Annotated in this window: 15 protein-coding genes; 6 read left to right on the forward strand and 9 right to left on the reverse strand. The window is 42.3% G+C overall.

What is annotated here, in order from left to right:
- Positions 1-70: 70 nt before the first annotated feature.
- Positions 71-451, forward strand: a complete 381-nt coding sequence (locus BGO42_RS06845) for a VOC family protein (protein WP_273246138.1) — start codon at positions 71-73, stop codon at positions 449-451.
- Between the two features lie 38 nt (positions 452-489).
- On the opposite strand, the gene BGO42_RS06850 is transcribed toward BGO42_RS06845, so the two are convergent.
- Positions 490-1,131 (reverse strand): NAD(P)-dependent oxidoreductase, encoded by a 642-nt coding sequence (locus BGO42_RS06850; RefSeq protein ID WP_273246140.1) that lies wholly within the window; start codon positions 1,129-1,131, stop codon positions 490-492.
- Positions 1,132-1,415: 284 nt separating this feature from the next.
- On the opposite strand from BGO42_RS06850, the gene BGO42_RS06855 reads away from it, so the two are divergent.
- Positions 1,416-2,354, forward strand: coding sequence for a ketopantoate reductase family protein (locus BGO42_RS06855; protein WP_273246142.1), 939 nt, complete (start codon positions 1,416-1,418; stop codon positions 2,352-2,354).
- Between the two features lie 28 nt (positions 2,355-2,382).
- Positions 2,383-2,775, forward strand: a complete 393-nt coding sequence (locus BGO42_RS06860) for a VOC family protein (RefSeq protein ID WP_177733389.1) — start codon at positions 2,383-2,385, stop codon at positions 2,773-2,775.
- 88 nt (positions 2,776-2,863) lie between these two features.
- On the opposite strand, the gene BGO42_RS06865 is transcribed toward BGO42_RS06860, so the two are convergent.
- Entirely contained in the window at positions 2,864-3,397 is a 534-nt protein-coding gene (locus BGO42_RS06865) for an HdeD family acid-resistance protein (RefSeq protein WP_177733391.1), read from the reverse strand.
- Between the two features lie 311 nt (positions 3,398-3,708).
- On the opposite strand from BGO42_RS06865, the gene BGO42_RS06870 reads away from it, so the two are divergent.
- From BGO42_RS06870 to BGO42_RS06880, 3 genes are all read left to right on the forward strand, one after another.
- The gene (locus tag BGO42_RS06870; protein WP_273246145.1) at positions 3,709-4,293 is read left to right on the forward strand and encodes a TetR/AcrR family transcriptional regulator; all 585 of its coding nucleotides are present in this window, start codon (positions 3,709-3,711) and stop codon (positions 4,291-4,293) included.
- A gap of 71 nt (positions 4,294-4,364) precedes the next feature.
- On the forward strand, positions 4,365-5,213 hold the full coding sequence (locus tag BGO42_RS06875) for an oxidoreductase (protein WP_273246147.1): 849 nt from the start codon (positions 4,365-4,367) through the stop codon (positions 5,211-5,213).
- A gap of 19 nt (positions 5,214-5,232) precedes the next feature.
- The gene (locus BGO42_RS06880; protein ID WP_177733396.1) at positions 5,233-6,093 is read left to right on the forward strand and encodes an SDR family oxidoreductase; all 861 of its coding nucleotides are present in this window, start codon (positions 5,233-5,235) and stop codon (positions 6,091-6,093) included.
- 56 nt (positions 6,094-6,149) lie between these two features.
- Here the strand turns inward: BGO42_RS06880 and BGO42_RS06885 are convergent, their stop codons facing one another.
- From BGO42_RS06885 to BGO42_RS06915, 7 genes are all read right to left on the reverse strand, one after another.
- Positions 6,150-7,046 carry a 3-hydroxyacyl-CoA dehydrogenase gene (locus BGO42_RS06885; protein ID WP_273246150.1) on the reverse strand — a complete coding sequence of 299 codons (897 nt, stop codon included), beginning with the start codon at positions 7,044-7,046 and terminating at the stop codon, positions 6,150-6,152.
- A 242-nt stretch (positions 7,047-7,288) separates the two neighbouring features.
- Complete coding sequence (locus BGO42_RS06890) at positions 7,289-8,140, reverse strand: aldo/keto reductase (protein WP_273246151.1); 852 nt, start codon at positions 8,138-8,140, stop codon at positions 7,289-7,291.
- 151 nt (positions 8,141-8,291) lie between these two features.
- A complete protein-coding gene (locus BGO42_RS06895; protein ID WP_177733402.1) occupies positions 8,292-8,693 on the reverse strand; it encodes a DUF1634 domain-containing protein in 402 nt (133 codons plus the stop codon).
- A 20-nt stretch (positions 8,694-8,713) separates the two neighbouring features.
- Positions 8,714-9,547, reverse strand: coding sequence for a sulfite exporter TauE/SafE family protein (locus tag BGO42_RS06900; protein ID WP_273246154.1), 834 nt, complete (start codon positions 9,545-9,547; stop codon positions 8,714-8,716).
- 167 nt (positions 9,548-9,714) lie between these two features.
- Positions 9,715-10,356 carry a FadR/GntR family transcriptional regulator gene (locus tag BGO42_RS06905; protein ID WP_273246156.1) on the reverse strand — a complete coding sequence of 214 codons (642 nt, stop codon included), beginning with the start codon at positions 10,354-10,356 and terminating at the stop codon, positions 9,715-9,717.
- An 82-nt stretch (positions 10,357-10,438) separates the two neighbouring features.
- Positions 10,439-11,680 carry a Na+/H+ antiporter gene (locus BGO42_RS06910; protein WP_177733408.1) on the reverse strand — a complete coding sequence of 414 codons (1,242 nt, stop codon included), beginning with the start codon at positions 11,678-11,680 and terminating at the stop codon, positions 10,439-10,441.
- Positions 11,681-11,757: 77 nt separating this feature from the next.
- Entirely contained in the window at positions 11,758-12,210 is a 453-nt protein-coding gene (locus BGO42_RS06915) for a hypothetical protein (protein WP_273246158.1), read from the reverse strand.
- Positions 12,211-12,227: the final 17 nt, after the last annotated feature.

Here is a 12,227-nt window from a genome sequence, read left to right on the forward strand (position 1 = left end):
AAAAATCTAACCTCAAACTTCAAACCTCATATATCTAATATCCTATATCAAACTTCTAATATCTAACCTCATGAACACCCCCCACAACCCGGTGGTCTATTTTGAAATTCCGGTAACGGATGTAGACCGGGCCATAACATTTTATCAGGCCGTCTTTGCTTTTGAATTTGAAAAGGATATAATTGACGGCAATGAAATGGCTTTTTTCCCGATAAAAGAAAACGGTTCCGGCATTTCGGGCGGACTGGCAAAAGGAGAAATCTATAAACCCACGACAGACGGTTGCTTGCTGTATTTCCGAACAGCAGACATAGCCGAAACATTGGCACTTGCAGTGCAAAACGGCGGGAAAATCCTTTTTCCGAAAACCTCCAACGGAGAATGGGGCTTTGTAGCCGAATTTGAAGACAGTGAAGGAAACCGGATCGCTTTACGGCAATTTGTCCGTTAAGATAAAAAAACAGCGGGCTTAAAAACCCGCTGCTTCGATCAGACGTTTGCAATAAAAGGAGCTTTCCTATGATATTGGGTATCGGTTAATTGGGCAATAAGAAAAAGGGCCAGGTTTTTTGCACCGATCATATTCCCGGAACAATCCTGTGTACTGACCCTGGTTTTGGTAATCGCATCGGTCAGTTCAATTAACGGAAGCCTGACCAAAGTCCAGTCGGCCTCGCTTTGCGATAATATGGCATACTCTTGCTGTTTATCGGCAGTCGTTTCCGGGTAATGCGTTTTCATCCAGTTGGTAGCTGCCTGCACCGCCGGATTTTTGCTGTCCCGGGGTGTAGCTACATTTAAACCGGTAATAACGATATACCGGTTGATTTCTAACTCTTGCATGGCCGCTAATATATTTGTTGTGGCGGTACTGAATATGGACGTTTCACTGTTGGGTATTCCTAAACCGAGCGTACTGATGATGGCATCACAGCCCGTCAATAGCGATTTGATATCCTGATAGGAATTGGCATTGCCGGTAATCACGTCCATTAATGGATTTTCGAAAGGCAGGTGTTCCGGATTCCGGATCAGCAGTCTGATCTCAAAACCGCTGTTTAGTAAGGTGGTTACAAGAAATTTTCCGGCTTTACCGGTTCCGCCAAGTACGGCTATTTTGATTGGTTTCATAATCATTGTTTATAAAATTAGACATGGAAAAATTATGCTCCTCTTCGTGAAGAACAGTAATTTCTGCAAAACACATGTTTTGCAAAATCAGGGGTACTATTTTATAAACAGATTCTAATAGTGTAAATATAGCCTGTATTTTAAAACGAAATGCGGTTTAAGAAAAGGAATTGACTGTACGGAATAAATAATTTTCATAACTTCGGAATTCACAATGATGTGTTGTATATCCCGGTATGAGAGGGTTTATGATATTGATTTACAATTTTTTATAAATACTAAATATGAATAAAACCAGAATAGTAGTTGCCGGAATCGGAGGCGTTGGCGGATATTTCGGTGGACTTTTAGCAAAACATTTTGATAAGGATGATGCCGTATCGGTTTGTTTTTTAGCCCGTGGCGAACATTTAAAAGCGATAAAGAAGGATGGCCTGAAAGTCGTAAAAGGAGCGGATCAGTTTGTAGCAATGCCGGCATTGGCAACAGATGATGCTTCCGAGATCGGTATCGCAGATTTTGTTATCGTTACCACTAAAAGCTATGATTTGGAGCAGGCTGTTGTTCAGTTAAAACCCTGTATTGACAGTAAAACCGTTATCGTACCTTTTCTTAACGGTGTAGACAGCCGGGAGCGTATTAAAAGTGTTTTTCCGGAAAATATGGTTTTGGATGGCTGTGCCTATATTGTTTCCCGCTTAACAGAAGCCGGAAAAGTAGAGAACCTGGGGAATATTGAAAAACTGTTTTTCGGATTGGATCATTTCGAAAACGAACAATTACGGCAATTGGAAAGCCTTTTTATACAGGCGGGTATAGAAGCCAAATTATCGGTTAATATTGCTACGGTTATCTGGGAGAAATTTATTTTTATTGCCGCTATTGCCACGGCCACAACCTATTTTGACTGCAATATCGGAGCTATAGTGTCCGATCCTGAAAAGGTACAGGCTTTTACCGATTTAGTCAATGAAGTAAAACAGATTGCTCTGGCAAAACAAATTGCCATTGTTCAGGATATAACCGACAGAACATTAAAAATATTGCATGCCATGCCAGCGGAAGCAACATCGTCCATGCATTCTGATTTTCTGAATAAAAAGGCACATAACGAACTACAGTCACTCACCGGTTATGTTGTTCGGGAAGGAGAAAAATACGGACTGAAAACGCCGGTATTCAACAAAATGTTCGGCGCACTGGAACATAAAACACAACAGTAAGCAATCATACATTCAAAAAAAGAAAACAATGGTAAAATTCGGATATACAATTCTATACGTCGCTGATGTCACCAAAGCCATCAGCTTTTATGAAAACGCTTTTGGTTTTGAACGAAAATTTATAACACCGGAAAACGATTATGGCGAATTAAATACCGGTGCCACCACAATTTCTTTTGCTTCAAAAGGATTGGCGGCTACGAACCTGCCGGACGGTTTTATTGAAAGCAGCCCGGAGAACAAACCTTTTGCGATAGAATTGGGTTTTGTTACAGATCAGGTAGCGGAAGTAACCGAGCAGGCTAAAAAGGCCGGAGCGGTTGTTGTCATGGAGCCCAAACAAAAACCATGGGGACAGATTGTCGCTTATATACGGGATACAGACGGTTTCCTGGTTGAAATCTGTACACCGGCACATTAATAAATAGGCTAAGACTATAATTGCAAAAGCAGGAAACCCGTTTGTCGCACGCGTTTCCTGCTTTTATATTGTTATCGTTGGATGAATCTTACAGAATCTGCTGGATATTGTCCGGTGACTGAAAAACATAGAATATTTTGGAAAGTCCGATGGTGATAAATGCCAGGGCAGTCCATACAATTATGGTCATCTGTGCGAATAACGGATTCCAGATCAATAAGAAAGAAAAAATAAGTCCCAAAATTCCAAATACCAGATACCAGCCCCAGTTTTTTCGTTTCAGCGCAGCCACATCAATGGCCAGGGCAATAATGGTTGAAGATCGGAATAAAAGCATGAAGCCGATAAAGAACGGCATTATTTCCATGGATAATAACGGACTGGATAACAGCCAAGAACCTAAGATAATATCTAAAATACCGGCAGCTATTCCCCAGCCATAGCCATTCATTCTTTTACGCTGATAGCCATAGAAAATAACTTCCAATATACCGTTAATCAAAAAAGTCAGGCTGAATAATGTAGAAAGCGCAATATAGGATTCCACCGGAGTTTTAAAAACCCATATTCCTACGGCAATAAAAAGAAGACCAAGTAAAAAGTAAATTAATTTGTTATTCATGATTATTGTGTTTAATAGTTACTGAATATTTTTGTAATCAAATCATTTATAGCAGTTTTAGTATTATTTGGTTTCCGGATTGGTACTATAAAAATAGTCTATTTTTCTGATAAAACAGCAATGTTTTTACGAAGAGATTATGCATTGTTCGCATCATTTTTGCATTTACCGTGTTTTAGCAGCGGAAAATTAAGATTAGTATGGACAAATGCACAGGATACGGCACAAACAATAAATTTCTGTTAAAATTTGCAGCAAATGTAAAAAGTGACCGAAAGGTCATTTAAATTTGTACTCTAATTCAGAACGAAATGACAAAAGCAGCACGTACCAAACAGCTCATCATTGAACAGGCAGCACCCATTTTCAATACAAAAGGAATTGCGGCAACAGCAATGAGTGACATTATGGAAGCCACCGGTTTAGCCAAAGGCAGTCTGTATGTACATTTTGAAAACAAAGAAGAACTTTGCAATGCTGTGGTAGATTATACGATGCATTGTTTATCTGAAAAAGTAAAACAGCAGCTGGGCCGTGAAAAAACTGCCAAAGGGAAATTATTTGTCTATGTTGACTTTCTGAGCAATACCAAACAGCCGCCCATTCCCGGCGGATGCCCGATGCTGAATTTTGGTATGGAGGCAGACGATACCAACCCGGTTATCAAAAAGAAAGTGAATAAAAACATAACACTAGCTGTGGCTACCTTAACCAGTATTTTAAAAGAAGGAATCGCTTCCGGCGAATTCCGGCAGCCTTTTAATGCCGAAGAATTTGCAACCAAAATGTTTGCCCTGTTGGAAGGCGGCATTATGATGTCCAGAATGGAAGAAAACAGCAAAACGATGCCATTAATCGTTGCGATCTTAAAAAAAGAAATTGAACTGTTAGGTTAAATTTTTTTGCCTTAAAAATGACCGATAGGTCATTTTTGAAATATATGAATACTTATCAAAACTATAAAAACATGAAAAAACAAAAAGTATGGCTGATCACCGGAGCATCCAGAGGATTCGGATTGGAAATTGCCAAAGCCGCGCTGAAAGCCGGCGATAAGGTAGTGGCTACCGTGAGAAGCAAACCGGAACAGTTTGAACAGCAGTTTCCGGAACAGCAAAATCTAAGCGTGGTGGTTCTGGACGTCACACAGGAAAAACAGGTTATAGCCGGAGTAGAAAAAGCAGTTGCCGCATTTGACGGAATAGATGTACTGGTTAACAATGCCGGTTACGGATTATTGGGAGCTACGGAAGAAATAACGGATCAGGAGGTGAGAAGCCAGTTTGATACCAATGTCTTCGGATTGCTGAATGTAACAAGAGCGGTTTTACCGTATATGCGCAGCCGTCAAAAAGGGCATATCATCAATATCTCTTCTCTTTTCGGATATGCGGCTACGGTTCCCGGTTTCGGGCTTTACGGGGCTACAAAATTTGCAGTAGAAGGCATCACGGAAGGATTGCAGCTGGAAGTAAAACCGTTTGGTATTCACGTAACAGCCGTTGCCCCGGGATTGTTCCGTACTGATTTTGCTTCCGGTGATTCCTATAAAAGCTCGCAGCTACTACTGGAGGAATACCAGGGAACGGTCGGTCAGGTGCGGCAGGCTGTTGCGGGGCTTCACGGCAATCAGCCCGGCGATCCTGCAAAACTGGCTCAGGTAATTCTGGAGCTGGCCAATGCGGAACATCCGCCGTTACACTTACCGGTTGGTAAAGATGCGGTAAGTGCCCTGCAAGCCAAAATGAGCACTATAGCAAAAGAAGTAGCGGAATGGGAAACCTTATCCGTGAGTACCGATCATCAGAAAAATTAAACTATTATATAAAAAAGCAATGAAAAAGATTATTTTAACAGGAAGTGCCAGCGGTTTCGGACTATTAACGGCAAAAACATTGGTAAAACAAGGGCATACGGTGTATGCAACAATGCGTAACATTAACGGAGCGAATGCAGAACCGGCAAAAGCGCTAAAAGAATGGGCGAAAGCGCATAACGGTATTATTGAAATTGTGGAGCTGGATGTTACCAGTGATGCATCGGTAGCGAAAGCTATCTCGGAAATAACGGAAAAATCAGGAGGTCACATTGACGTACTGATCAATAATGCCGGTATTTCTTATATTGGTATTGCCGAAACCTTAACCATACAGCAAACGGAACAGCTGTTCCAGGTAAATGTTATTGGACCGGACAGAATGATCAAGGCGGTATTGCCGCTGATGCACCAGCAAAAGTCAGGATTGATCATTAACCTGACCAGTGTACAGGCGAGAAATGTAGGGCCGCTGTTAGCGACTTACAACAGTACAAAAGCGGCTTTGGATGCCTTATCGGTAGGGTATCACTACGAACTTAAATCGGCGGGTATTGATGTTGCGGTTATTCAGCCGGGAGCTTATCAGACCACAGATATTACAGCTAAGGCATTACAACCGGGAAATCCGGGAGCAGCGTCTGCATACGGACAGGATGTTCACCGGTTAAAAGCGGGACTCGATCACTTTTTTACCCCTACAACCGACAGTTCCGATCCGCAGGAAGTGGCCGATGCTGTAGCCGGTTTACTGGAGCTTCCGGCAGGGGAGCGACCATTGTGGACCGTTGTTGGCGGTGCAACGATGGCACAATATGTTCAGCAGATCAATCAGGCAACCAAAGGCCTGGTTGAAACGATGATACAGGTTTTAAGCTAAATATAGGATTGGTATAAAAAAGCCGGTTTCGTTTTAGAATGAAACCGGCTTTGCTTTTATTTTAAAAAATCAGGATCCTCATAGGCCGGATTCGGATATTTATAAAACCCTTCTCCGGAAACAACACCCAGTTTTCCGGTATCTATAAAATGTTTTTTCAGGTACTCGGTTACCTTTATCTGGCCGGGATCTTTGGAAGCGGTAGCCGCAATTTTATTAATGTTGTATGCGGTGGTGATACCCACGACATCCAGTATACCAAAAGGACCTACCGGAGCTCCGGTGGCAACCATCCAGGTTTTGTCGACCGTTTCCACATCGGCAACACCTCGTACCAGTAGATCAAGACCGGCACCCAATAAAGGAACCAGCAGGGAATTTACGATATAGCCCGGCTGTTCTTTGTGGAGCGGTAAAGCAACCATTCCGATGGTTTTGGTAAAAGCAACCACCGTGTCAAAAATGGCAGCGTCGGTACCCGGATGTCCCATAATTTCGGCTGTGTTGTGTTTCCATATTTCATTGGCAAAATGCAATGCCAGGAATTTTTCAGGCCTTCCGGTAGCGCCGGCAAAATGACTCGGTAGGAGCGTGGAAGAATTGGACGCAAAAATGGTCTTTTCCGGAGCCACGGCAGCCAGTTTTTTGTAGAAATCCGTTTTGATGGCCGGATTTTCAGGAACGGCTTCGATCAATAGATCGGCATCTTTTACCGCTGCTGCCAGATCGGTATAATAACTTAAATTTTGTATTGCTTTTTCAACCTGTTCCGGAGTGGCGTTCAGATCAGCCTGATAGGCTGTTCCCAGCTTTTGAAAAGCAGCTTTTGCTTTTTCTAATATAGCGTCATTAATATCATAAACCTTTACGGTATATCCGTGAAAAGCCGTTTGAAAAGCAATTTGCGCTCCCAAAACACCGCTTCCGGCTACTGTTACAATTTTAATATTCATTTCTTTTATATTTTGAATTAATCGGTTGTTGCTATAAGTATGATTTGTCCTGTTAGCGGGCAATCCTAAAACGGTTAAGCCGAAACAGGTATTCCGGCTAAGGCTAAAGTTACCAAAAATCGGAATGGAAATCCTGTAAAACCATTATAATTATCAATCTTATGACTTTTGAATAATGATCAAAAAACAAAAAGGATAATCTTCATTATCCTTTTCTGACGGACATGATGCCGTTATTTATTTTAGAAGTCCACATCGTCCGGATACAAGCCGGATCCGCCAATGTAGGGTAAAGCATTGATGGCTTCCATATCTGCATCGGTAATCGTAAATCCGTAAACATCCAGATTTTGCTGGATTCTTTCCGGAGTGATGGATTTTGGTAGCGGTAAAGTTCCGTTTTGCAGGCACCATCTGATGCACAATTGAGCAACAGTTACCTGATAACGGGCAGCAATTTCCATTAAAACAGCATTGGTCAGCATTTTTCCGGTTCCTAGCGGCGACCAGGCTTCAATCAGTATGTTTTCTTTTTGGCACAGGGCAACGATTTCTGGCTGAAGGTAACCCGGATGGTATTCGATCTGGTTGATAACCGGTTTCACTTTGGCATTTACCAGTAAGGCTTCCAGATGGTGCACTAAAAAGTTACTGACACCGATAGCCTTAATTTTTCCGTCTTCGTATAATTTTTCAAAAGCACGCCAGGTATCGGCATTTTGCTGCTGCCAGTCTGCAAATTGTTTTTCGGTAGCCGGCCAGTGGATCAGGTATAGATCCAGGTAATCGGTTTGCAGGTCTTTCAGGGTTTTGTCAAAGGCTTTTAGTGTACTGTCATAACCTCTTTCGGAATTCCATAATTTGCTGGTAATGAATAATTCCTTTCGGGAAATACCGGATTCGGCAATCGCCTGTCCGATACTTTTTTCATTTCCGTAAATCGCTGCGGTATCAATATGGCGATACCCGTTTTCCAATGCCGATTTAACGGCCAGAATAGCTGTTGCTCCGTCGGGCGTTTGCCAGGTTCCAAATCCGATTTCCGGAATTTCAACGCCGTTATTTAAGGTATAATTTTTAATGGAATGGGACATAGTGTATATGGTTTTATTAAAAAAATGAATGTTGGTAATGGTTTATAGTGTAAGAGTTACGCCATAAAGTATATAACCAAAGTTATCCATTTTTGAAGGGATGTACGTTAAATTTTTGTTGTATTTCCGGTTTTTCCGGAATGATTTTCGGTTAAACTTTCAGACCGCCAAAAATACTGGTCATCAGGATGCACAGAACAATAAGGGTGATGCCGATGTACAGTTTGTCTTTTTCCAGTATAAAGGCGAACAGGGAAAACAACACCCGCAAAATAGGCGTGGCAATCAATGCGAGTACGCCAAACTGTATGATCTCGTTTGGATTTAAGGTTAAAACACCGTTTAAAATACCTTTAAAAGTGGTGTATTCTGCACCTTCACCGGTGAAAATACCATACTGCGGAACCGGGTTGCTGCCGTGTTCCGTTAAATAGGCAATACCGCCGATAAGCGCTAAAATACAGGCGGTGATCACGCCATAGCGCAATAACTGACCAACCAATTGTTCTACATCGGTGTCGTTCCACAAATTTTTTGAAAGTAGCTTTTTCATAAGTTGTAAATAGCGATTCGTTAGAATTGATGCTGGTAACCGTTGTAAATCATTTCAATGGCCACAAAAGTAATGGCGATACAGAAAATGATGCGCAGCACTTTAGGATCCATTCGGGTCAATAATTTTGAGCCGGTAAAAGCACCACCTAAAACACCTATAATTACCGGGAAAGCAATGCCCGGATCGATATAGCCTCTTTGCAGGTAAACCACCGCACTGGCGGCAGCGGTAACCCCGATCATAAAGTTACTGGTGGTGGTACTCACCTTAAAAGGAATGCGCATGGTGGTATCCATTGCCAGCACCTTTAAGGCTCCGGAACCGATTCCCAACAAACCGGATAACACACCGGCCACTGTCATAATAGAGAAACCGGCACCTACATTTTTTAATTTATAGGCCACTTCACCCTGACTGGTAGGATAGGTGCTGTTTAGCTTTAAGACATAGGAAAGCCTGCTGCCTTCGGTTAAAGCCACCTGGTTTTTCTTGCGTAAGGTCATTACTGCCGAAAAAATAAGGACAATACCAAACAGTATTGCAATGGTATTGGTTGGCGTATAAACCGCAATGAGGGCACCAATCACCGCTCCGATGGTCGTGGCTATTTCCAGGAACATGCCCAGGCGGATATTGGTGATTCCTTCTTTTACATAGGCACTGGCCGAACCGGATGAGGTTGCTATTGATGCCAGTAAAGCAGCACCGATGGCATAACGGATGTCAACGCCAAAACCAAGGGTTAGCAGCGGAATGACAACAACGCCGCCGCCCAAACCGGTCAGCGAACCTAATAAACCCGCCAGATAAGCACCTACTAACAGGATAAGGGTAAAGGTAAGTATGGTCATAAAATTCAATATTGAGGGTTACGGTATCCTACGGAATATGCAATCGTTTTATACGCGTATTCCGTATGCTTTTTTTACATCGTTTTAAATTTCAATACAAACGTACGCTCTTTTTTTTAAACATCAGATGTTTTGATGTTTTTTGGAAAAAAATTAACACGGGAATATTAGTAATTGCGCTCCAGTATTTTCTTTAATACCTGTAAGGCGGTATTGGCTTTTTTCTTTTTTATCGCGTCCAGTAATTGTTCGTGCAGGTAATGGTTTATCGCAAATTTACTGGTGCCGTTAGTTTCACGGGCATTAAAGAAATTGCGCAGTACTACCGTAAAACCATAGTATAGTTCGGCCAAAACCTTATTTCCGGAAGCAAAAGCAATGGCCATGTGGAAATCAATATCGGCATCGGCACATTCCTGTGGATTTTCGGCAAGTATGGCTGCTTTACGCCGCTCTAAACATTTTTCGATTGCTTCGAGCTGTTCTTTAGTATGGTTAACACTTGCCAGTTTTATGATCTCTTCTTCAAGCAGCCTCCGGACGGCGTTAATTTCATCAAAATCGGCATGCTGAAGGCGCTGCTCCATGTTTAGTTCCCTGTAGTCGCTGTTAACGGTAGTGCCGGAACCCTGCTGAACTTTCAGTATACCGGAAATCGCCAGTGTTTTGATAGCTTCCCGTATGGTTGATCTTCCAACGCCGTATTGCTGCATCAGTTCCGGTTCTGCAGGAATTTTTTCGCCGGGTTTGTACTTTCCGCCGGCAATATCTTCCTTGATCTGGTTGACTATTTTGGTATACAGTTTCATAACAGTTCTAATTTATTACAAACATAAGATGTTTCGTTTAAAAACCGGCTTTAATTGTGATACCGATTTTACAAAAGCAAGCTTACTGTTTTAATTTTTTTACAACCCAGGGTAATGTGAGCCCCTGTCCGAGCAGTGTAAAAAGAACCACTACCACAGCAATAAATATAATATCGTGGCGTAACGGAAAAGGCGTACCGTCTTTTAGAGTGGCCGGCAAACCTATTGCTATGGCAAGCGATACGATACCCCGCATACCGGACCAGCTGATAATTAAACTGTTTGAAAAGTCCAGTAAAGCATCTTCGGGTATTTTTCGCTTTTTACTTTGAAATGCACGCTGTAGATTTATTTTCTGTAAAAACACTCTTGCCATTCGCAGTCCCAGGGCTACAACCGTAATCAGGAAGGCATAACCAATGTAGGGAAGGATCTGGTGTTCTTCTATGTTTTTCAGGACATACGGAAATTCCAGGCCAATCAGGATAAAGATCAGTCCGTTGAGCAGGAAAACAATAATATCCCAGATGGTCCGGGATTGCTGTTTCAGGTTTTCCGGGAATATTTTCCGGCTGATGCGGGAAATACTCAAACCAATGGTAACTACGGCAATGACACCGGAAACACCAATTTCTTCGGCAACAAGGTAAGTGACAAAAGGCATTAAAATGATAAAGCTGATCGTCACTAAAATATCATGATGCACCAGCCGGAGTATGTAGGTGAGTATTTTCCCCAGGACGATACCTACCAGCAAGCCGCCGGCCATGAGTACTAAAAATTCCAGGGACGCTTTCCACCAGATAAAGGCCGATCCGGTAACGGCAGCCACGGCAAACCGGTAAGCAACCAGAGCGGAGGCATCGTTTACCAGGCTTTCTCCTTCCAATATGGTAATTGATTTATGGGACAACCCGAGTCCTTTGGTAATGCCAATGGCCGCTACGGCATCTGTAGCAGACAGTATGGCACCCAATACAAAAGATAACGGCCAGCTCATACCATCTATTAAATAATGTGCAGTGACCGCGATACCGGTAGTGGTCAGGAAAACCAAACCGATAGACAAGGTCCCAATGGTATTGATATGGGTTTTAAAGTCTTTAAAGGAGATATTAAAAGCGGCATCATACAATAAAGGCGGTAAGAAAAGCAGAAATACGACTTTGGGGCTAAGCTCAATATTGGGCATGGAAGGAATAAAGCCAATACCGATTCCGGCTGTTATCAGCAGTATCGGGTAAGGTAGTTTAATTTTATCGGCTATAGCGGTAAGCGCAATCATAATAGCCATTATGAATATAACCACACTGTAGTTTTCCATTAAAGTATTTTTTGACTATAAATAATGTTTCGTTATTTACCCGCAAGGAGCTATGTAAAAATAGAGAATCTGTTTTATCAATAGTATAATTTGTCATAAAAATTACGGCCTCCTAATGAAATATTGAGTCCGATGGTAAATCCTTTTATGCCGCTGTGATTGTCGCCCAGATTCCAGCTATAACCGCTGTGCAGTGACATCATATTGAACATTTGTAGTCCGATATTGGGATTGATGTGTTGGGGAGATACCTGTAGTTTACCGTAGAAAAACATACGCCTGTACGCAAGGCTGCCCTCCGGAATTACATCGGGATAACCGGATCCGTTAAACAGATACCGCATGCCCAAACCTGCTGTTAAACCGGTTGAATTGCGTTCATCCTGGGCAAATATCTTGGTTTCGGTACCCAGACTAAGGCTGTGGCGGCCCAGGTATTGGTAACCGACACTGATGGCTGAATTTTCGATTAATTGCGCCTTTGCTGTCATACAAGTGAGGCATACAAAAAGGTATAGTAAGTGTTTCATGGTTGCTAAATTTAAAG

This window comes from Flavobacterium sp. 40-81 (assembly GCF_001898245.1).
Taxonomy (GTDB): domain Bacteria; phylum Bacteroidota; class Bacteroidia; order Flavobacteriales; family Flavobacteriaceae; genus Flavobacterium; species Flavobacterium inviolabile.